Origin of the sequence: Bradyrhizobium sp. NBAIM08 (assembly GCF_020193935.1) — a bacterium.
Taxonomy (GTDB): domain Bacteria; phylum Pseudomonadota; class Alphaproteobacteria; order Rhizobiales; family Xanthobacteraceae; genus Bradyrhizobium; species Bradyrhizobium yuanmingense.
Genome location: NZ_JADYVR010000027.1, coordinates 18,362 through 39,310 on the forward strand (window position 1 = coordinate 18,362; position 20,949 = coordinate 39,310).

A 20,949-nucleotide genomic window follows, 5' to 3' on the forward strand; every position below is an offset into this window, starting at 1 on the left:
GTTGTCGCTTACGGCTCCGCCGTGACCTGCCACGTCCCGGAATCGACCGCGCTGACCGCATAGCCCGCTACGTTAGCATCGCTGAGCGCCTCGATGTTGAGGGCGACGATATCGGAGGAGCGCAGACGATCGGGCAGGCTGCGGATCGCTTGCGCGAACTTGCGCGCCTCGTCCTGCGCTTCGGCCATGCTGACCGCCTTGAAGCGGAACGCGGTTCCTGCCGAGGTTTGGGCGAGGCGGCCGATATCGGCCGTGATCACGGTTGCGATCTTCGGATAGCCGCCGGAGGTGCCGCGATCCATCATCAGCGCGATCGGCGCGCCGTTGCCGGGCACCTGGATGCTGCCGTTGACCGTGCCGTCGGAGACGATGTTGTGGCCGTGCAGATGCTTGATCGCGGGGCCCTCGAGGCGGTAGCCCATGCGGTCGGAGGTCGCCGAGATCTTCCATTCGCTGTCCAAGAACAGCGCCTTGTTGGCGTCGTCGAACTCGTCGTCCTGAGGACCCAGCAGCACGCGGATCGGGCCGCTCGCCGGCTTCGGCAGCTCGATGCGCAGCTCCGGTGCGCCGCTGGCGGCATCGACCGTGAACTCGTCGCGGGCCTGGAGCGGGCGCGGATAGGGGCTGCCGAGGCCGGCGCGGGCGTTCACCGCGAGGCTGCCGAAGACCTTCTCGCCCTTGATGGCGCCTTCGATCGCGAGATAGGTGAAGGCGCCGCCGCGGGCAAAGCCGAGCGTCAGCGTCTCGCCATCCTTGAGCGTCACCGAGGTGTCCATCGCGACCGGGCTGCCGGCGATGTCCGCATTGCGCGGCGCGCCCGATATCGCCACGCGCACGGCGCCGTCGCGGGCGGTGAAGGAGGCACCGAACGGGCCGATCTCGATGGCGGCCGCGAACGGCTCGTTGCCGACCAGCGTGTTCGCCGCCGCAAGCGACAGCCGGTCCATCGCTCCGCTCACGGTCAAGCCGTAGCGCTGCGCGCCGTGGCGGCCGCCGTCCTGGACCGAGCTGGCAGGGCCGATGCTGGCAACGACGAGCCGGCTCATGCGTCCACCTGCTCGGCGACGATCTCGCCGGCTTCCGCAGCGCGGTCCATGTCCTCGAATGTCTTGTGGTCGATCGGGTAGAACGTGACGCGGTCACCGGGCTCGGTGAGGAAGGTCGGATTGCGGTGGAGCTGATAGGTTCGCACCGGGGTGCGGCCGAGCAGATGCCAGCCGCTCGGGGCGGCCAGGCACTGGATGCCGGCCTGGACGCCGCCGATCGAGATCGTGCCTGATGGCGTCAGCAGCCGTGGCGATTGCCGCCGCGACATGTGCAGGAATTTGTCGAGACCGCTGAGATAGGACCAGCCGGGCGTGAAGCCGATCATGGCGACTTTATAGTCGCCGCGCGAATGCCTGACGACGATGTCATCCGGCGTGGTGCCCAACGTCTTGGCGACGTCCTCGAGGTCGATGCCGTGCTCGCCACCATAGGCGACGGGAACGCGCCAGCGGCGCGCTTTGGTGACCGGCGGCAGCGGCCGGGTGGCGATCGGGAGGATCTTTTCGCCGAGCGCCTCAAAGCCGATCTCGCCGGGATCGTAATGGACCAGCAGCGAGCGATAGGTCGGCACCGTCTCGGTGATGCCGTCGATGGGTGTCGCAGCGAGCGCCTTGTCGAGCGCCAGCACGCGCTGGTTGGCATCGTCGTCGATGGTGCGGCTGAACTCGACCGTGACGGCACTGTCGCCGCTGGGCAGAAGGCGGGGCGGGGGAAGCGTCGCGGCCATTGAGCTGTCAGAGCGCTGTCGTAATCGGGCTTCTCGGGAATGCGGGCTCGACCTTGAGTTCCGCTTGTCCCTGCTTCGCGTAAATGTGCCCGCAAGTCCAATAAATTAATGCAAGGGGAAGCGATAAAGCCTTGTTATCGCATCGCATAACGGCGCTGCGGCCCTGCGTAATTGCTAGCCTCTTGGCCCTTGACGCAAAGCTCGCGGCTCGCAAGATGCGCGCGTTCTGTCCCGCACCTTGGAGCTCGTTCTCGTCCATGTCGCTGTCCCCCGAAGCCCGCAAGACCCTCGCCGGCATCACCACCGCCACCATCACCACGGTCCTGCTGAAGAAGGGGCTGCGCAATGTGTGGATGCGCGGCGCGCGTCCGTTGCGGCCGGGCCTGCCGCGGCTGGTGGGACCGGCCTTCACGCTGCGCTTCGTGCCGGCGCGCGAGGATCTGGCGACGCCGGAATCCTGGTCGTCGCCGATCTCGACCCGCACCGCGATCGAGGCGATGCCGGAGGGCTGCATCGCCGTGGTCGATGCCATGGGCATCACCGATGCCGGCATCTTCGGCGACATCCTTTGCGCGCGCATGGTCAAGCGCGGCGTCACCGCGCTTGTCACCGACGGCGTGGTGCGTGACGTCGAGGGCGTGCTTGGCACCAATTTGCCGGTTTGGTGCGACGGCTATGCCGCGCCGCCGTCGGTTGCAGGCCTCACTTTCGTCGGCTGGGGCGAACCGATCGGCTGCGGCGGCGTTGCCGTCTTCCCGAACGACATCGTGGTCGCCGACCAGGACGGCTGCGTGCTGATCCCGCAGGCGATGCTCGATCATGTCCTCAATGAGGGCGTCGAGCAGGAGCGGATGGAAGCCTGGATCGTCAACGAGGTGAACAACGGCGCGGTGCTGCCGGGCCTCTATCCCATGAACGCCGAAACCAAGGCGCGCTACGCCGCCAGCAAGAAGTAACGGACAAAGGAACGAGGACCCTCATGGACATCACGCTCGCCGGCACGCGGCCGACCCGCCGCGCGCCGAAGGAACACTTCACCGGCACCGTGTGGCAGGACCCCATCAACATGGCGCCGGCGCCTGCACGGCTGAACGTCTCGCGCGTCGCATTCGAGCCGGGCGCGCGCACCAACTGGCACCACCATCCGCTCGGGCAGACGCTCTACGTGATCTCGGGCGTCGGCCGCGTTCAGACCAAGGGCGGCCCGGTTCAGGAAATCCGTCCCGGCGACACCGTCTGGATTCCGCCGGGTGAAGTGCACTGGCACGGCGCATCGCCGACCAACGGCATGTGCCACATCGCCATGCAGGAAGCGCTCGACGGCGTCTACTCGACCTGGCTGGAGCCGGTCACCGACGCGGAGTATGGCGCGGCGGTGGGCTGACTCTCGTGTCCCGGACAAGACGCATCGTCCAAGGCGATGCGTCGCCGATCCCGGGGCCCAGAGCCTTCGCGCCACTGAGCGCATTGGTCCCGGCTCTGCGCGGCAACGCTGGCGCGTCGCCGCTTTTCCGGGACACCGAATCTCATATCCGCTCCGCGGTCCACGTGCCCGTGCACATGGCGCCGCGCCAAGTGCCGGAGCCGGACGCGCCGCTGAGCCGGCCGAAGCCAACGGCACGCTTGATGCCGGTGCTCAGGGTGACCTTGATGTTGCCGGCATCGGCGACGCGCCCCGACGCCGTCACCGCGGCGCTGCTCGAGGCGATCTGACCATTATTGATGCCGATAGAGACAGTCGCGCCGTTGCCGCAGGCCTGGCTTGATGAAGCAATGCGGACGTTCCACGCGCCATCGAACGTGCTTGTCGCAGCGTCGGCCTGCGCGAGCGGGACAGCGATGACGACGGCGGTGGCGAATAGAGCCTTGCGAAACACGTTCATGACACGCCCCTGTGGTTGACCATGCGGGGGACCGTGACACGCGTGCGGAACCGGCGATGTGAGGGCTGTCACGTGCGCAGAAGGCTGTGTGAGCCTGCGCACGCCGGCACGCCAGGGCGCAAGAGCAAAGGACCCGCATCGCGGGCCCCTTGTCTGAATAAGAACGATCAGGTGGATCTCAGTTCACCCGCGTCCAGGTCTGGCCGCCGCAGAACATGCCGCCGAAGGCGCAGCCCTGCACCCGCAGCCGGTCGGTGCCCTTCATGGCGATGGTCGAATCGTAGGTCGAGCCCGAGTTGGGATCGAGGATGCGGCCCGACCATTTCTGGTCCTTGCCCGCCTTCATGTTGATCAGCACCTGCTCGCCGTTCTGGTTCGACTTGCTGTCGACCGAATAGCCGCAGAGGTTGGTGCCGCATTGCTCGATGCGGACCTTGCCTTCCTTCTCCTCGGTGAGCCAGACGCCGACCGGCGAATTGAGGTCGCGCGTCGGCGCAGTTGCAGGTGCAGGCGGCGCTGCGGCCGCCTGAACGCGCGCGGGAGCAGGCGCAGGTGGCGGAGGCGGGGCCGGCGGAGCCGCAGCCACGGCCGGGGCGGGCGGCGGGGCCACGGCCGGCGCGGCTTGCTGCTCGACCGGCGCAGGAGCCGGAGGTGGTGCAGGTGGCGGCGCAACCGCCGTTTGGGCCGGTGTATTGGCCGCGGTCGCGGCCGTCGGCGGAGCCGGCGGCGCAGGAGGCGGGGCGACGGCGGCCGCGGGCGCCTGTACGGCCGCGGGCGCCTGCACGGCTGCGGGCGGCGCAGCAGGAGCGGGGGCTGGGGCCGGAGCAGCCGGCGCTTGCGGGTCGACCGTAGCCTGCTGCGGCGCCGTCTCGTTCTTCTTGGCCTTCTTGGGCTTATTCTGGCCTGTGTTGTCGTAGACGCCGGGGATCTGCACCGTGCCGCGGTCCGGATCGATGCGGATGGTGCGCCCGCCATATTCAAACGTGTACTGCGCCTGCGCGGCAGTGCTCGCCAAAAGGAATGCGGCCGTGGCCAACAGCTTCCTCATTTCCGTCTCCTGAACAGGTGGTCCCCGCACCGACGCTTACGCGCCGGCTCGCTTGCAAAAAGTGATCTAGATCACTGTCGTTGGTGTGAGTCGTCTCCCGGCGGTTCCGGGTTCAATAGGCCCGGAGCCGGTCCAAAGTTTGGCGAGGCAAAGCGACGGAAGGACACGGCCTTATCGAACCAGGCCGGGTAGATCTTCTTGCAGGCGCCGTCTTCCATGGCAATGTGCAGCCACTGGTCGACCGAAAAGCGGACAACTTTTCGGAAGGCAGAAATCGAAGGGAATCCTTGAAGTGACGATCTCGATCTACGAGGCCTCGGTCGGCCTGTTCGTGCCCTATTTGCGTAACCTGTCGGCGCTGCTCGACAAGGGCGTCGCGTATGCCGAGGCCCGGAAGTTTGATCCGGCGATTCTGCTCGGCATGCGCCTTGCGCCGAACATGTATGACCTCGCCCAGCAGGTCGGCGAGGCCTGCCGCCATGCCACGGTCGCGCCGGCCCTGCTGGCGCAGTGCGAGCCGGTGACGCTGCCGGCGCTGGAGCATGACATGGCCGGGCTGCAGGCGCGCATCGCAACGTCCATCGAGTTCATCGAGAGCCTGCCGCGCGCGGAGATCGATGCGGCGGCGGAACGGAGTGTCTTCTTCAAATTGAAGAACGGCACCGAGCTGCCCTTCACCGGCCGGACGCTGCTGCTGACGTTCAGCGTCCCGCAATTCTTCTTTCATGTCACCACCGCCTACGACCTGCTCCGCCACGCCGGCGTCGAGCTGGTGAAGAAGGATTATCTCGGCAGGAAGTGAGGTCTTACGCTTCGCCCTTGCGCTCGTAGTCGGCGAGCGAGCTGCGGCCGGCGATTTCGCTACGCAGCAGCTCGAAGCGCCTGTTCGCCTCATCTTGTTGGGTGTCGACGAAGCGCACCGCGGCCTCGCTCGTCATGGGACCGCTGACCACGGGCGCGGATTGCTCGCCGATGGTCTCGTGGACGTAGTACTGGCCGTCATCGCCGCGGTGGACCGTCCATTTCAGACGGATCGCGACCATGGGTCCCGGACCGACCTTGCTGTAGCCGTCGGCATCGGTGTGCTCCGGCGCCAGCGGCTGCTCCTCGACCACGGGATGCTCGTCGATCACGGGATGCTCGTCGATCACGGGATGCTCGTCCACGATCGGCGGTTCGTCCGACGCGATGTGCTCACGCTCTCCGGCGACCACGATTTCGGTCTCGGTCTGGCGAATGACGAGAACGGGCTCGGGGTGCTCCAGGATGCTGGCGATGGTCGCCAGCGCGTGGTCGGTCGGGTCGATCTCTGACAAGGGGCCATCCTCCAGCTCGTCGCGCCGGCCAGTCTGTCCCACCGCCGCCGCGTTTCAAGCCCATTACGCGCGTTTGATTAAGGCTGAGTTGGGGCCCGATCTGCACCAAAATGGGACGCTTTCTGGCCTTCCGAAGGCGGGCGAGCGCGCCGCCGACCTTCATAATCTCAGCCCAGCACGTCCTGGTTGATGACGTTTTGCCTGATGGGATCGCCGTCCAGCACGCTCAAAATATTGCGCGCGGTCTGCTCGCTCATGCGGCTCACCGCCTCGACCGTGACGCCGGCGACATGCGGGGCCATGATGACGTTGGGCAGCGCGAACAGCGCGTTGCTGACCGGCGGCGGCTCCACCTCGAACACGTCGATGCCGGCGCCGGCGAGCTTTCCGGACGTCAGTGCGTCGTAGAGCGCCGCTTCCTTCACGATGCCGCCGCGCGCGGTATTGATGAGGTAGGATCTATCCTTCATGCGGCCGATCCTGTCGGCATCGAATAGGCCGACGGTCTCCGGCGTCTTCGGGCAGTGGATGGTGACGAAGTCGGCGTGAGGCAGCGCGGCATCGAGGTCGGTGACCGGCTCGCATCCGGCCGCCCTGATGTCGGCGGCGTCCTTGTAGGGATCGTAGACCTGCACCTTCATCTCGAACGCCAGGCAGCGCTTCGCTGTGCGGCTGCCGATGCGGCCGAAGCCGATGATCAGCACGGTCTTGCCGTAGAGGTCGAACGGCAGCATGCCGAGCCGGTCGGCCCAGGTGCCCTCCTTGACGCATGAATGCAGCTCCTGCGCGCGCTTGGCCAGCGTCAGCATCATGAACAGCGCCGCCTCCGCAACCGAGGGCGAATTGGCGCTGCCGGCAACCATCAGCGGCACCTTGCGGCGGGAGAGGGCGGGCACGTCGACGGCGTCGTAGCCGACGCCGATGCGGGTTACCACCTTCATGTCGCGCGCGGCCTCGAGCTCGGTCTCGCCGAAAGCGGTGGCGCCGAGGGCCACGCCGTGGACGGGGGCATGGCTCTTCAACAAGGCCTCGAAATCCTTCGCCGAGATCAGGTTCGGAAACTCGACGAGCTCGATATCGTCCCGCTGGGTGAGGAGGGCGCGAGCCCCTTGCGACAAAGTCTGCGTAACGAAAATCTTCTTCTTGTTGGTCGCCATCGCTCCCCTACCTGCTCGCTTTTCTTGGATCGCGGCGTCACAACACGACGCCGGTCTCCTCATTTAGCAGGTGCATGTTGTTGAGGTCCATCGCCAGGCGCATGGGTGCCCCGTCCTTGGCGCCGGCATTGGGATCGACGCGGCCGCAGACCGGCGTGCCCTCGAGCCCGAAATAGACCAGCGTCTCCATCCCCATCGGTTCGGTGACGTCGAGCACGGTGTCGAAAGTCTCGACGCCGGGCGCCAGATGCGCATGCCACTCGGTGAGATGCTCGGGACGGAGGCCGAGCAGCAGCTTGTCGGTGCGTGGCAGCGCGTTGTAGCGCGCGGCGCGGGCCGGCGGCAGCGGAAAGGCAAGACGATCGGTGAGGCGGATCTGAAGCGTGCCGCCGACGTCCTCGAGCCGGCACGGGATGAAGTTCATCGCGGGCGAGCCGATGAAGCCGGCAACGAAGCGCGTCGCCGGCTTGTGGTAGAGCTCGTTCGGCGTGCCGATCTGCTCGATCTTGCCCTTGTTCATGACAACGACACGGTCGGCCAGCGTCATCGCCTCGACCTGGTCGTGGGTGACGTAGACCGTCGTGGTGCGCACCTTCTGGTGCACCTTCTTGATCTCGATCCGCATCTGCACGCGGAGCTTCGCGTCGAGATTGGACAGCGGCTCGTCGAACAGGAAGACCTTGGGATTGCGCACGATGGCCCGGCCCATGGCGACGCGCTGGCGCTGGCCGCCGGAGAGCTGCTTCGGCTTGCGGTCGATCAGATCGGTGATGTCGAGGAGGCGGGCGGCTTCGGTCACCCGCGCCTTGATCTCGGCCTTGGGATAGTGCTTCAGCCGCAGCCCGAACGACATGTTCTCCGCGACCGTCATGTGCGGGTAGAGCGCGTAGTTCTGGAACACCATGGCGATGTCGCGGTCCTTCGGCGGCACGTCGTTGACGATGTCGCCGCCGATCATGATGTCGCCGTCGCTGATGTCCTCGAGGCCTGCGATCATGCGCAGCGTGGTCGACTTGCCGCAGCCGGAGGGGCCGACCAGCACAATGAACTCATGGTCGGCGATGTCGAGGTCGATGCCGCGCACGGCTTCGACATCGTCGTAACGCTTGACTACCTTCCGCAAGGAAACGTCGGCCATTTCAGTTCAACCCCTCGCTTTCAACCCTTTGTCGCACCGGCGGTAAGGCCGGCAATGTAGTAGTCCATCAGGAAGGCGTAGATGATGAGCGGCGGCGCGGCTCCGAGCAGCGCGCCGGTCATGATCTGTCCCCAATTGAAGACGTCGCCCTTGATCAGCGTGGTGATGATGCCGACCGGCAGAACGAGCTGGTCCGTTGAGGTCGTGAACACGAGCGGATAGAGGAATTGCGCCCAGGATACGGTGAAGGCGAAGATGGTCGCGGCAATCAGCCCGGGCAGCGCGACCGGAATGAAGATCCGCGTCAGTGTCTGAAACCAGGACGCTCCATCGATGATGGCGGCCTCGTCGAGCTCCTTCGGGATCGAGGCGAAGTAGCCGATCATGATCCAGGTGCAGAACGGGACCGTCAGCGTCGGATAGATGAAGAGCAGCACGTACCATCTGTTGATCAGCTGGACTCCCGTCCAGTCGCCGATCAGCGCGAACATCTTGAATAGCGGAATGAACAGCAGGCTGTCGGGGACGAGGTAGGTGAGGAACACGCCAGTGGCGAGTGTCGCCGAGCCCCAGAACTTCATGCGTGCCAGCGCGAACGCGGCCGGCACGCTGATCAGCATGGTGAGAGTCACCACGATGATCGAGACCCACGCCGAATTCCAGAAGAAGCGCAGGAACTGGTTGGACGTCAGCAGCTCGGCATAGTTGTCCAGCGTCGGATGGAACACCCACCAAGGGTTGGTCGCCGCCGAAATCTCGGCGCTGCTCTTCAGCGAGGTGATCAGCATGTAGAGTGGCGGCGTCAGCGAGAAGATCGCAAACAGCACCAGGAAGAAGTAGGACCAGCGCAGCGCCCAGGCGCGGTCGCGGCTCATGCTGCCGTATTTGACGTTGCGGCGCGGTCCGGCCTTGTCGATTGTCATGGTGCTCATCAGGCTTCGTTCCCGCGTTTGTTGACGTCGCGAAGGATGAAGATTGCGGCGACCGCCAGGATCGGCACCATGAACAGCGAGACGCTGGCGCCGAGCGGAATGTCGCTGCCCTCGATGCCGACCCGGAACGCCCATGTCGCGAAGATATGGGTGTGATCCAGCGGGCCTCCCGCGGTCAGGATGCGCACGATGTCGAAATTGGCGAAGGTGACAATGAGGGAGAACAGCGTGGTGATCGCGATGATGTTGCGCATCATCGGCAGCGTCACATACCAGATGCGCTGCCACCAATTGGCGCCGTCGATGGCGGCGGCCTCGTAGAGCTGATCGGGCACCGATTTTAGGGCGGCCAGATACATGATCATGAAGAAGGGCGCGCCATACCAGACGTTGACCAGGATCACGGCGAAACGCGCCCAGGCGGCGTCGCCGGTCCACGGAATGGGCCCGATACCGAAGAATGCAAGTGTGTAATTGAAGGCGCTGTAGGACGGGTCGAACAGCCAGAGCCAGGCAAGCGTGCTCATCGCGGGCGGGATCACCCAGGGCACGAGCAGCATGCCGCGCCATTTGCGCTGGCCCTTGGCCGGAATGTTGTGAACGAAATGCGCGACGACGAATCCGATGAGGGCCTTGAAGACCACGGCCGTGATGGCGAAGATGCAGGATTGCTTGACCACCAGCCAGAATGTGTCGCGCCTGAACAGGAACTCGAAATTGCCGAAGCCTACAAACTTCTGCATCGACTTGTTCAGCGTTGCCAGATGCAGCGAATAGAAGGCCGGATAGACCACGAGCAGCGTGATCAGCAGGATCAGCGGCAGCGTCATCAGGAACGCCACGGTCGATTTCCGCCTGAGGGCGTTGTGCAGGCTTGCACGTTTGTGGGCGCTCGCAGGCCGGGCGACGCCGGGTTGCCGAACTACGGCATCAGCCATGATGCATCTTCCTCGCAGGATCGTTCGCACGGAAGCCGGCGGAACCGGCTTCAGAAATTGAAGCTTGTGGCGGCAGCCAGACCGGGCGGCTCACGTCCAGCGTGAGCCGCCGGTCTCTGTCTCAGCTTCGCATGAAGCCTTCGCACTCACCTTCCGCCCAAGCGAGCGTCGCCTCCATCTTCTCGCCTTGCGCGTAGCGGAGGCACATCTTGGTCAGCGTGGCCTGCGCATAGATCTGCTGGGCGATCTTGGGAGGAGCAGGAGAGGCCGCAATCGACAGCGTCTGGTGATTGTGGGGATTGGGGTAGTGATAAAGGGTGCCCTTCGGCGGCCCTTCCTCCTGCCAGGTCTTCAGCGTCGTCATGTTCGCGTAGGCCGGCAGGTCGTAACCGCCGCTCGCGGCCACGAACTTCTCGATCGATGACGGCTGCGACAGATGCGTGAGCAGGCTCTTCGCCGCTTCCTTGTTCTTGGAGAAGCTCCAGGTCCCCCAGAAATAAGGCAGGTAGGGCGCATAACGGCCTTTCGGACCGGACGGCATGCCGTGGGTCCAGCACTGCTCGGCGACCTGCGGCGCGTCGCGCTTGGCGACCGCCCACGCGCTCGGAGGATTCATGATCAGCGCGCCTTTGCCGGAGATCAGCCACTTATTGTTGGAGGCGTCATCCCAGGCGGCGACGTCGGGCGGCAGGACCGCGATAAGCTTCTTGTAGAATTCGAGCGCCTGGCGAACCGCGTCCGTCTTCACCGTGAGATCGCCCTTGGCATTGACCAGCTCAGCGCCGAACGACTGGAAGATGGCGCCGGCAGTGTCGGTGCTGTCGGTGGTCTCGCCCAGGCCGATGCCGAAGGGCACGCCGCCTTTTTGGCAGGCCTCGGCCGCCTTCAGGAATGTCTCCATGTTCCAGTTGTCGGCCTTGGGCTGGCTGCCCGCCGGATATATTTCCTGGATATCGATATTGGCGAACTTCTTCAGGAGATCGATGCGGGAGCAGGGCCCCTTGATCTGGCTTCCGATTGTTGCGGGCACCGCAAGCCATTTATTGCCGGCCCGTCCCAGATATTTGACGGTGCCGTTCACGTCGCCGTTCTGCTTGATGATCGGCTCCATGATGTCATTGACCGGCTCGAGCAGTTCGGCATGGGCGTGCGGCCACCATGTCGGCATCGCCAGGACATCGTGACCTGACTTCGCCGCCGCCTCGGCCGCGATGGTGAGCTCGATCTTCTTGCCCTGGCTTGTGATGTAGTCGATGGAAATCTCGACCTTCTCCTTCGCCGCCCATTCGTTGACGAGCTCGGTCGAGGCCTTGTTGGCGCCCGGCACCCAATGGTCCCAGAAGCCGATCGAGAGCTTGCCGGCGGCGTAAGCGCCCCGGACATAGGGCGCCGAGATCAGCGCCGCGGAGGACATTGCAGTGGCAGCCACAAATTGACGTCGCGTCAGTGTCTTGCGTGACATCTCGTTTCCTCGCTTGGGTGTTGTTGTTGGAGTTTCCTCTGAGACTTCTTTCTTGAGTTCTTGTTGTCGATTTTCTTGTTGGTGCCGTCGGCCGGCGTGGGCAATTCACGCCGGTCACAGCAAATTGGTAGCGCGATCAGATCATGATTGATCGCGTCTGTCGAGAAAGCCGAACGGCTCCGCGTCCAAAACTCATGTTGTGCCCGGAAAGGTCGCAACGTCTGGCAAGGCGATAGGGCCGCAGGCGCAGCGCACGGTGTTTTTTTGCGACGCACACTTCGCGCCAAACGGCCTCGAACGCTGCCGTGCGCAATTGCGCCTCAGTTTCGCAAGAGGCTCGATAACCGCTTCGCGTGAAAGACCTTTCGGGCGTGGACAGCAATCGGCCGCGTCTGGACCTCGAAGTGGCGGAAAAGATAGAGTTGCGCCTGGCGGCTGATCCTCGCTGACAGGCCAGATCGATGATGGAGACGAGAATGATCAAACCGGCGGCACCAGCGCGGCTTCATCTGCGGCGATGCCTGGCGCTGGGGTCTATGCTCGCGCTGTTGCTCGGGGCCGGCGCGGTGGCGAATGCTCAAGGTCTGGTCAAGGGCGTTCAGGAAGGCGCCGCAGCCGGCAACAAGGCGGCAGGTCCGGTCGGTGGTGTGCTCGGTGGCGCCATCGGTGGCGTGGTTGGCGTTTTCACCGGCGTGCTCGGTGTCGGCAACACCAACACCGGCAATCAGGCGCCGCCGCCCAAGGAGGCCGGCAAGGACGCGGCTAAGGATTCCAAGCAGCAGGGCGGGGCCAAAGACAAGGATGGCAAAAGCGCCAAGGGCAAGAGCGCCAAGGCGACCAAGGAGGCGAAGAACGCGCCGCAGGACAACAAGGGTAAAGACAACAAGGAAGTCACGGTTCTGACCCAGCCCGGTGCGCCGCAGCTGACTGCCGAGCAGATCGTCGCGAACAGCGATTCCTACATCGAACGGATCAAGAGCGAGCTGAATCTCACGCCGGATCAGGAGAAGCACTGGTACGGATTCTCGAGCGCGATGCACTACCTCGGGCATAATGGCGCAGAGCGGCTCAACCTGAGGATTGCGCGCGCCAAGCGCGATCCGCCCGACGACATCATCGAGCAGATGCGCAACGAGGCCCAGTTCCTGATCGATCGCGCCGGCGATCAGCGCAACGTCGCCGATGCCGCCGAGCCGCTGTTTTCGAGCCTCGACGACAAGCAGAAGCAGGTGTTCATCCAGGCGATGGTGCGGCTCAGCCACGAGCGCGGACTGGATTGATCAAGTTGAATCGGTTCGGGCGCGTGTGAATTAACGGCGCCCGCCACGAATTCGTGTATCTACAGCGCAATTCGGTTATGCTTAGCTTCGCACGGCTGATTGCGGGGTTGATATGGCGGACGGACTCTCCGTTTTCCTGGTCGAAGACGAGGCGTTGATCCGGATGATGATCGCCGACATGGTGGAGGAACTCGGCCACCACGTCGTTGCGGAGGCAGACAATGTGCGCGACGCCAGCGCCTTTGCCATGACCGCGCAGTACGATCTGGCCATCCTCGACATCAATCTGATGGGCGTCTATGTCGACCCCGTCGCCGATTTGATCGAACGTCGCGGAAAACCGTTTCTGTTCGCCACAGGCTACGGTCCGGAACTGCTGCCGTCCTTGCTCCGGCGCAGGCCGATCCTGCGCAAGCCGATCGCGATGGATCAGCTCAAGGCGATGATCGATTCGATGTTTCCCGAGCCGTCAGCCACTATCCCGAGCTGACCGATCGCGCTTTTGCCGCCTGGCGGGAAGGACTCAACCGGCAGGGTTGCGGCCGTTCCTCAGCACCCTTGCAATGGTATGAGCCGTCATGGCCGCGCGATCCGAAGCGCGCTGGGCGGCCAGCTGGTCGCGGGCCTTTTCCTCGATCAGGAGCTCGATGAGCGCCAGCCGCTTGTCTTCGCTGTCCGCTTCGCGCAACAGGCGGTGATAGCGGTGATAGTCGAAACCCGAATCCTGCTTACGCATGTCACGCCCCCGCAACTACGCCACACACGGACAGATTGTTTCTCATCGGGAACAGGTAGGCAAGCACGAACCTGCGTGGAACCGCAGATGTGCCGCAATCAGCTGTGCATGACGGGAACTCGCCGCGGGGGCGCCCTCAGCCAGAATTGTGCTCGGCAAACATCGTCAGGCCGAGGAAGCTCGCATCGGGCTTGATCACGAGCCTGGTCGGGATGTTGCGCAGATAATCCTGGAACCGTCCCTTGGCTTCGAAGCGCGCCCGGAAAGCGGAGGCGGCGAGGAACTCGCGGAAGCGCGGCACGATTCCGCCGGCGACATAGACGCCGCCGCGGGCGCCGAAGGTCACCGCGAGATTGCCGGCGACCGAGCCGAGGATGGCGCAAAACATTTCGAGCGTCGCGCGGCTGACCGGACAGCTGTTCTCCAGGGCCGCCTTGGTGATCCCGGCGGCATCGCGATGCGGCACCTGGACGCCGTCGATCTCAGCCAACGCTTCATACAGGTTTTGCAGCCCCGAGCCCGAGAGGGCACCGCGCTCGATCGAGACATGGCCGAGGCGCTGCCGCAAGCAGGCGATCACGCGCTCCTCGCGCTCGTTCTCCGCCGGCAGGGTCGCATGTCCAGCCTCGGTAACGACGGCCAGGCGCGAACCATGGCGGTCGACCAGGCAGGACACACCAAATCCGGTTCCAGGCCCCACGACCAGCAACGGCTCGCCGGCCAGGCCGTCGCCGCCGCCGAGTGGGACCAGGTCTGAAGGCTCCAAGGCAGGCAGGGACCAGGCCACCACCTCGAAATCGTTCAGCACATGGACGCTGTCGAAGCCGAGCGCGGACTGCAGCTCGTTGCCGTCGATGACCCAGGGACTGTTGGTCATGACGCAGCGATTGTTGGTGACGGGACCCGCCACGGCCAGCACCGCGCGATGGGGCTGCTCGCCGTTGGACCGGCGCGCCAAAACGTCCGCGATGGCTTCGCGCACGGTCGGGAAGTCGGCGACCTTGACATAGTCGATCGGTCCGGTCTGACCGCTCGGGCTCAGCGCGAAGCGCGCATTGGTGCCGCCGATATCGGCGAGAAGAATTTTTCCGGTCTTGCCGATATTCATGGCCTCATCGCCGCCACGACCTTCAGGCCCTGGCAGCCCTGTCCTCCGCTGCTTCGACCCGATCCGCCTGGCGCGGGCGGTGCGAGAATCTGCCCTTGGGTGCGCCTAGTCAACACGGACGAGGTCAAACCGTTGCATCGTGGCGGCCAGGGTGACCAATTCGCGCAGCTGCCGCGCTTGCCAGTGGTTGCGAAGCCGCGCGGGAAGGCCGACACTGAGGTGGTCGCCCGGCGCCGTCGCGCCCGGCAGATCGAAATGGGACGGCGATGAAGATTTCCGACCGCGACGTGTTGCTGGTGATCGACGTGCAGAACGACTTCTGCACCGGCGGGGCGCTCGCCGTTCCCGGTGGCGAGAAGGTCGTGCCCGCCATCAACAGGATCGCCCAAAAATTCGCCAATCTGGTGCTGACCCAGGACTGGCATCCGAGCGACCACGTCTCGTTCGCGCCGAACCATGCCGGCAAGCAGCCGTTCGAGACCATCGAGCTCGACTATGGCCGGCAGGTGCTGTGGCCGACGCATTGCGTGCAAGGCACGGCCGGCGCGGAATTTCATCGCGATCTCCACGTGACACGGGCAAGCCTCGTGGTGCGCAAGGGCTTTCGCCGCGGCATCGATTCCTATTCGGCGTTGTTCGAGAACGACCATCGGACACCGACCGGATTGCTTGGTTATTTGCGCGAACGCGAGCTGAAGACCGTCTTTGTCGCAGGTCTGGCGCTGGACTTCTGCGTCCGCTTCTCGGCGGAAGATGCGCGGAAGGCAGGGTTGGAGGTGGCCGTCATCGAGGATGCCTGTCGCGGCATCGATCTCGACGGCTCGGTCGCGGCGACCCATCGGAGTTTTCGGGACCTCGGCATTGCCGTCGTGAGCCTCGAGGCGTTTCTGTGAGGATGTCGAGGTAGCCATGGTGGACAAGACCGCCAAACCGCCACGCAGGTCAGCCCAGGCTCATGATGATCCACGGCTCTGGCCGTTTGCGGCAGCGCAGCTCGCCATGGATGCCTGCTTCTGGTGGCTGGAGCGGGCACCCGAGCAACAGGGTGACAGCAGCCTGCCATGGACGACGCCGAGCCGCGTTGCGCTGGAGCTCGCAACGATGGACTTGCGCGATTGCTCGCAGACCCGGTCCGGCCAGCCGGCGCTGGTCTGCGCGCCCTATGCGCTGCACCGGGCCCTGATCGCCGATTTCGCCCCGGGCCACAGCGTGGTGCAGTCGCTGCAGAACGGCGGCATCGACCGGATCTATCTCACCGACTGGCGGTCGGCGACGCCGGACATGCGCTATCTCTCGATCGACAGCTATCTCGGCGATCTCAACGTCGCCATCGACGAGATCGGCGCGCCGGTCGATCTCGTCGGGCTGTGCCAGGGCGGGTGGCTGTCGCTGCTCTATGCCGCGCGCTTTCCAGCCAAGGTGCGGCGGCTGGTTCTGGTCGGTGCTCCCGTGGACCTGTCGATCGAGTCCTCGCTGTCCCGGCTTGCCCGCAACGCGCCCGAGCTGGTCTATGACCAGCTCGTCGCGCGCGGCGGCGGCAATGTCAGCGGCGAGGAGATGCTGCGCTTCTGGTCCAAAACCCCTGACAACGACGATATCAGGACGGCATTGCAGCGGGATCTCTCGGACGAGCAGGGCTCCGAGCTGCTGGCGCGGTTCGACCGCTGGAACACCGAGACGCTCAACCTGCCGGGCACTTATTATCTCGAGATCGTTAACGCGATCTTCCGGGAGAACCGCATCGCCGAGGGCCGTTTCGTCGCGCTCGGGCGCCCGATCGATCTGAAGGACGTCAAGGCGCCGATCTTCCTGCTCGCCGGCCTCGACGACGATGTAGTGCCAGCGACGCAAGCGCTGGCCACCGCGGGGCTCGTCGGTACGCCACCTGCCTTCGTTGCAGCGGCATCCGAGCCCAGCAACCACCTCGGCCTGTTCATGGGCGCGCGCACCCATGCGCATGCCTGGCCCCGGATCGCCGGGTGGCTGCGCGGCGATCTGCCCGGCGTGCTGGCCCGCAGCGCCTGACCTCGCCGGCACTGGACCGGATGGGGCGCAAATCCGTTATGCATGACGGCGGATGGCCTGCACGGGGCCAGATCGATGGGCTAAATATGACCGGAGCTGACGGCTTTGGCCGCCGGCGAGAGATTTGAGGGTACTGCGCTCGATGACTTTCCACTCGATTTACGCCCACGGATTTGCGCGCGTGGCAGCCTGCGTGACCACCTCCCACGTCGCCGATCCCAGCGCCAACGTGAAGGCCGTGCTGGCGGCGGCCAATGCCTGCCATGAGCAGTCGGTCGCGGTCGCGGTGTTTCCCGAGCTGTGCCTGTCCGGTTATGCGATCGAGGACCTGGTGAAGCAGGATCCGCTGCTTGATGCGGTCGAGCGCGGGCTCGCAAGCGTCGTTGCGGCCTCCGCGGGGCTAATGACGGTCCTGATCGTCGGGGCGCCGCTGCGCTTTGGCAATCGCATCTACAACTGCGCCGTCGTCATTCATCGCGGCAACGTCCTCGGCGTCGTGCCGAAATCTTACTTGCCGACCTATCGCGAGTTCTACGAGGGACGGCATTTCGCCTCCGGCGCCGGCATCGCCGGTGAGACCATCGCCTTTGGCGGCCTGCATGCGCCGTTCGGCGTTGATCTCCTGTTCGCGGCCGAGGACGTTCCGGGCCTCACCATTGGCGTCGAGATCTGCGAGGACATGTGGATCCCGGTGACGCCGGCCTCGGAGCTCGCGCTTGCGGGCGCGAGCGTGCTGATCAACCTCTCGGGCAGCCCGATCACGATCGGCCGGGCGCGCTCGCGCGCGTTGCTGTGCCAATCGACCTCGGCGCGCTGCCTCGCGGCTTACGTTTATTCCGCGGCCGGGGCCGGAGAATCCACCACCGATCTCGCTTGGGACGGTCAGACCTCGATCTACGAGAACGGCGTGCTGCTGGCCGAGGGTGAGCGGTTCCGCCAGGGCGGCCAGATCACGCTGGCTGACGTCGACCTCGACCTGCTCCGGCAGGAGCGCGCGCTGATGGGAACGTTCGACGACAACCGGCGGCAGCGCGAGGCGTTTTTCCGCAAGGTGACATTTGCCCTGAAGCCGCCGGCCGCCGATATCGGCTTCCTGCGCAAGGTCGAGCGCTTTCCATTCGTGCCGAGCGATGAGAGCCTGCTCGAGCAGGACTGCTACGAGGCCTACAACATCCAGGTCGCCGGGCTGGTGCAGCGCATGCGCGCCACCGGTACCAAGCGCGTGGTGATCGGCGTGTCGGGCGGCCTCGATTCCACCCACGCCCTGATCGTCGCCGCCAAGGCGGTCGACCTGCTCGGCCTGCCGCGCGAGAACATCCTGGCCTACACCATGCCGGGCTTTGCCACCGGCAGCGAGAGCAAGACCAACGCGCTCGCGCTGATGAAGGCGTTGCAGACGAGCTGGCAGGAGCTCGACATCCGCACCACGGCGACGCAGATGCTGAAGGATATCGGCCATCCCTTCGGCAAGGGCGAGAAGGTCTACGACGTCACCTTCGAGAACGTGCAGGCCGGCCTGCGCACGGATTATTTGTTTCGGCTCGCCAACCATCACGGCGGCATCGTGATCGGAACCGGCGATCTCTCCGAGCTCGCGCTCGGCTGGTGCACCTATGGTGTCGGCGACCAGATGGCGCATTATAACGTCAACGCCGGCGTGCCGAAGACGCTGATCCAGCATCTGATCCGCTGGGTGATCTCCTCCAAGCAGTTCAGCGACGACGTCAACCGGACGCTTGGCTCGATCCTTGTGGCCGAGATCTCGCCGGAACTCGTGCCCGTCGAGGCCGGCCAGAAGCCGCAGAGCACGGAAGCGTCCGTCGGACCTTACGAGCTGCAGGACTTCAACCTGTTCTATACGCTGCGCTTCGGCATGCGGCCGTCCAAGATCGCCTTCATGGCGCTTCAGGCATGGAAGGACGTTGCCAAGGGCGAATGGCCACCGGCCTTCCCGAGCGATCGGCGCCGGGCCTATGACCTGCCGGATATCCGCCGCTGGCTCGAGGTGTTCCTGCGCCGCTTCTTCGCCTTTAGCCAGTTCAAGCGCTCGGCCATGCCGAACGGGCCGAAGGTCTCGGCCGGCGGTTCATTGTCGCCGCGTGGCGATTGGCGCGCGCCCTCGGATTCGAGTGCAGCGGCATGGCTCGAGGATCTCGAGCGGAACGTGCCGAACTGATCGGGGCAGCGGATCGGTGGGGATGATCGGATGTCAGCTGGCGATGAAGCGGAAGCGGGTGAGGAGGCCAGGGTCGTCAACGGCCTCTACATCTTCGACATCGAGATGCGGGACGGCAAGCGTGGGCAGGCCAGGGGCGTGGTCGTGCTCAGCGACGGCCGCATCATGGGCGGCGACAGCTACTTCTACTACACCGGCAGCTACACCTTCCGGAACGGCAAGTGGCGGGGCGACATGATCGTCAATCAGCACACCGAGGCGGTCGGCAGGACGCTCGCATTCGGCGGCAGGGAGGTCACCTGCGGCTTTTCCGGCGACTATTTCCCCGGCGGTGCGGAAGTCGAAGGCATGGCGCTGGTCGGCAAGACCAGCGTGACGTTCACGGCGCGGCTGACGCTGAAGGATGCGATGTAATGGCGACTTGATTGGCTCACCTCCACGACTGCGTTCCTGCTCAGGAACCTTCGTACGAACAGAACGTTCGCGTTTATTGTTGCGAATTGTCGAGGAGAGGGACCATGCGTCAACATTTGATGTTATCGACTGCGGCCGTCGGGCTCATGCTCGCATCCGGCCTTGCCTATGCCCAGGCGCCCGGTGAGCGCAGGGACGAGCCGAAACGGACCGAGGAGCCGGCCAAGGGCGCTTCTCCGCAGCGCGGTGGTGCGGCTCAAGAACGCGTTCAAGAGCGCGCGCAAGGCGCCCAAGAGCGGCTTCAGGGCGCAGGCCGCGAGGATCGAGGCGGCGCTGCCAAGAGCGAGGCCAGTGACGACAAGCGCCAGCCCGCGACGGCCTCGGAGCGCAATCAACCGAAGGCGAGGGACCAGGCACAAGACTCCCGTGAGCCTTCGCGCGATCGCAACCGGGAGGCCGAGAGCACCAAGCCCGGACGCGATGCGGGCAAGAGCGGTGCGGAAACCAAGCAGGACAAGGCTGCGCAGGACAAGGCTGCGCCGCAGAAATCAACCGCCGAATCCGAGAGATCCAAGACTGGCCCGACGACTGGCCCGGCTGGCCAGCAGAACGAGCGCACCGGAGCTACGGCCAACCAGAACGAGCGCAACCAGGCCCAGCCGCCGCGCAGTGCCGCCGAGCAGCAGCCGCCGGCGCAACAGAGCAACCAGCCGGCCACTGCGACGGATACCAGCCGCGCGGCTCCGACCAACAACGCACAGACCGCGCCCGGCTCCACGGGCACGCAGACCAACCAGGCCAATCAGACCACGCAGACCAACACGCAGGTCAACCAGCAGGCCCAGGTGACGACCGAGAGGCAGGTGCGGATCTCCGAAACGGTGAGCCGCGCACGCCTGGCGCAGCCGGAGCGCAATCTGAACATCTCGATCCGGGTCGGCGAGACGATTCCCTCGCGCGTGCGTCTGCATCGGCTGCCGCCCGAGATCGTCTCGATCGAGCCTGCATATCGCGGCTACGAATATTTCACGACGGAAGACGAGGTCATTATCGTGGAGCCGCGCTCGCATCGCATCGTCAGCCAGGTACCCCGCGATCCGTCGCGGGCCCGGGCCCAAATGGGTGGCAGCGCCTCCTCGTCGTCAAGCATGGCGGCGGCCGGCGGAAACAACATGGTGAACTGCCAGATCATGCGACGTGATGCCTCCGGCAACGTCGCTCAGGCCGAGCCGACCACCGTGGGCTCGACTGCGCGCACCGATTCCCTGAGCGTGATCGTCCAGATGCCTGGCGGCGGCTCGTCCACGCCGATCGCTCTCGGCGCTCCCGCGGGCAACATCGTGGTCGCGACGCAAGGGCAGGGCGATTGCACGGTGACGCTGGAGCCGCAGACACGCTAAGCGCCGAAACAAAGAGGCTCTGAAACGACAACGCGCCGCCCGGATGCCCCACCGGACGGCGCGTTGCTGCGTTCAATCTAAAAAGTTTCGAGGTCCGGAGTGCCTAGGAGTCCGGACCTCGTCACCTTGCCCCAGCCTTCAATCCCCCGCCCCATGTGGTCC

22 protein-coding genes are annotated in these 20,949 nt (G+C 65.1%); 10 read left to right on the top strand and 12 right to left on the bottom strand.

Translation table 11 applies throughout. The features are described 5' to 3' along the window. Nucleotides 1-8: 8 nt before the first annotated feature. Entirely contained in the window at nt 9-1,046 is a 1,038-nt protein-coding gene (locus I6F37_RS37790) for a biotin-dependent carboxyltransferase family protein (protein WP_225154097.1), read from the bottom strand. Next, on the bottom strand, nt 1,043-1,774 hold the full coding sequence (pxpB, locus tag I6F37_RS37795) for a 5-oxoprolinase subunit PxpB (RefSeq protein ID WP_225154098.1): 732 nt from the start codon (nt 1,772-1,774) through the stop codon (nt 1,043-1,045). Before pxpB ends, I6F37_RS37790 begins: the two co-directional genes overlap by 4 nt. A gap of 257 nt (nt 1,775-2,031) precedes the next feature. Here pxpB and I6F37_RS37800 point away from each other — a divergent pair, with 257 nt between their 5' ends. Next, a complete protein-coding gene (locus I6F37_RS37800; RefSeq protein WP_036012452.1) occupies nt 2,032-2,730 on the top strand; it encodes a ribonuclease activity regulator RraA in 699 nt (232 codons plus the stop codon). 23 nt (nt 2,731-2,753) lie between these two features. After that, nucleotides 2,754-3,158, top strand: a complete 405-nt coding sequence (locus tag I6F37_RS37805) for a cupin domain-containing protein (protein ID WP_036012436.1) — start codon at nt 2,754-2,756, stop codon at nt 3,156-3,158. 142 nt (nt 3,159-3,300) lie between these two features. Here the strand turns inward: I6F37_RS37805 and I6F37_RS37810 are convergent, their stop codons facing one another. Together I6F37_RS37810 and I6F37_RS37815 are read right to left on the bottom strand one after the other, a co-directional pair. Next, nucleotides 3,301-3,657, bottom strand: a complete 357-nt coding sequence (locus I6F37_RS37810; RefSeq protein ID WP_225152657.1) for a hypothetical protein — start codon at nt 3,655-3,657, stop codon at nt 3,301-3,303. Nucleotides 3,658-3,835: 178 nt separating this feature from the next. Next, nucleotides 3,836-4,705 carry a DUF2147 domain-containing protein gene (locus I6F37_RS37815; protein ID WP_225154099.1) on the bottom strand — a complete coding sequence of 290 codons (870 nt, stop codon included), beginning with the start codon at nt 4,703-4,705 and terminating at the stop codon, nt 3,836-3,838. 304 nt (nt 4,706-5,009) lie between these two features. On the opposite strand from I6F37_RS37815, the gene I6F37_RS37820 reads away from it, so the two are divergent. Further along, nucleotides 5,010-5,507, top strand: a complete 498-nt coding sequence (locus I6F37_RS37820) for a DUF1993 family protein (protein ID WP_036012425.1) — start codon at nt 5,010-5,012, stop codon at nt 5,505-5,507. Nucleotides 5,508-5,511: 4 nt separating this feature from the next. On the opposite strand, the gene I6F37_RS37825 is transcribed toward I6F37_RS37820, so the two are convergent. The 6 genes from I6F37_RS37825 to I6F37_RS37850 form a co-directional block, all read right to left on the bottom strand. Next, nucleotides 5,512-6,021 (bottom strand): hypothetical protein, encoded by a 510-nt coding sequence (locus tag I6F37_RS37825; protein ID WP_225154100.1) that lies wholly within the window; start codon nt 6,019-6,021, stop codon nt 5,512-5,514. Nucleotides 6,022-6,188: 167 nt separating this feature from the next. Then, nucleotides 6,189-7,178 (bottom strand): hydroxyacid dehydrogenase, encoded by a 990-nt coding sequence (locus tag I6F37_RS37830; protein ID WP_225138492.1) that lies wholly within the window; start codon nt 7,176-7,178, stop codon nt 6,189-6,191. Nucleotides 7,179-7,215: 37 nt separating this feature from the next. Beyond that, nucleotides 7,216-8,316, bottom strand: coding sequence for an ABC transporter ATP-binding protein (locus I6F37_RS37835; RefSeq protein ID WP_036028079.1), 1,101 nt, complete (start codon nt 8,314-8,316; stop codon nt 7,216-7,218). A 20-nt stretch (nt 8,317-8,336) separates the two neighbouring features. Then, complete coding sequence (locus I6F37_RS37840; RefSeq protein ID WP_036012407.1) at nt 8,337-9,248, bottom strand: carbohydrate ABC transporter permease; 912 nt, start codon at nt 9,246-9,248, stop codon at nt 8,337-8,339. Next, a complete protein-coding gene (locus I6F37_RS37845) occupies nt 9,248-10,186 on the bottom strand; it encodes a carbohydrate ABC transporter permease (RefSeq protein ID WP_057029220.1) in 939 nt (312 codons plus the stop codon). The genes I6F37_RS37840 and I6F37_RS37845 overlap by 1 nt, the downstream gene beginning before the upstream one ends. 121 nt (nt 10,187-10,307) lie before the next feature. Then, nucleotides 10,308-11,648, bottom strand: coding sequence for an ABC transporter substrate-binding protein (locus I6F37_RS37850; RefSeq protein WP_036012401.1), 1,341 nt, complete (start codon nt 11,646-11,648; stop codon nt 10,308-10,310). 476 nt (nt 11,649-12,124) lie between these two features. Here I6F37_RS37850 and I6F37_RS37855 point away from each other — a divergent pair, with 476 nt between their 5' ends. After that, nucleotides 12,125-12,928, top strand: a complete 804-nt coding sequence (locus tag I6F37_RS37855; RefSeq protein ID WP_109143715.1) for a Spy/CpxP family protein refolding chaperone — start codon at nt 12,125-12,127, stop codon at nt 12,926-12,928. A gap of 112 nt (nt 12,929-13,040) precedes the next feature. After that, complete coding sequence (locus I6F37_RS37860; protein ID WP_036012398.1) at nt 13,041-13,418, top strand: response regulator; 378 nt, start codon at nt 13,041-13,043, stop codon at nt 13,416-13,418. Between the two features lie 33 nt (nt 13,419-13,451). On the opposite strand, the gene I6F37_RS37865 is transcribed toward I6F37_RS37860, so the two are convergent. Together I6F37_RS37865 and glk are read right to left on the bottom strand one after the other, a co-directional pair. Then, nucleotides 13,452-13,664: a hypothetical protein gene (locus I6F37_RS37865; RefSeq protein WP_036039656.1), complete on the bottom strand. Its 213-nt coding sequence runs from the start codon at nt 13,662-13,664 to the stop codon at nt 13,452-13,454. A 136-nt stretch (nt 13,665-13,800) separates the two neighbouring features. Beyond that, nucleotides 13,801-14,772, bottom strand: coding sequence for a glucokinase (gene glk, locus I6F37_RS37870; protein ID WP_036012393.1), 972 nt, complete (start codon nt 14,770-14,772; stop codon nt 13,801-13,803). 266 nt (nt 14,773-15,038) lie between these two features. On the opposite strand from glk, the gene pncA reads away from it, so the two are divergent. The 5 genes from pncA (at nt 15,039) to I6F37_RS37895 (ending at nt 20,787) form a co-directional block, all read left to right on the top strand. Continuing rightward, nucleotides 15,039-15,665, top strand: a complete 627-nt coding sequence (pncA, locus tag I6F37_RS37875) for a bifunctional nicotinamidase/pyrazinamidase (RefSeq protein WP_036028076.1) — start codon at nt 15,039-15,041, stop codon at nt 15,663-15,665. A gap of 16 nt (nt 15,666-15,681) precedes the next feature. Beyond that, complete coding sequence (locus I6F37_RS37880) at nt 15,682-16,797, top strand: alpha/beta fold hydrolase (RefSeq protein ID WP_225154101.1); 1,116 nt, start codon at nt 15,682-15,684, stop codon at nt 16,795-16,797. A 142-nt stretch (nt 16,798-16,939) separates the two neighbouring features. Then, nucleotides 16,940-18,973 (top strand): NAD(+) synthase, encoded by a 2,034-nt coding sequence (locus I6F37_RS37885; RefSeq protein WP_225143747.1) that lies wholly within the window; start codon nt 16,940-16,942, stop codon nt 18,971-18,973. 30 nt (nt 18,974-19,003) lie between these two features. Continuing rightward, nucleotides 19,004-19,387 carry a GrlR family regulatory protein gene (locus I6F37_RS37890; RefSeq protein WP_036012369.1) on the top strand — a complete coding sequence of 128 codons (384 nt, stop codon included), beginning with the start codon at nt 19,004-19,006 and terminating at the stop codon, nt 19,385-19,387. Nucleotides 19,388-19,491: 104 nt separating this feature from the next. Beyond that, nucleotides 19,492-20,787, top strand: coding sequence for a DUF1236 domain-containing protein (locus I6F37_RS37895; protein WP_225154102.1), 1,296 nt, complete (start codon nt 19,492-19,494; stop codon nt 20,785-20,787). Nucleotides 20,788-20,949: the final 162 nt, after the last annotated feature.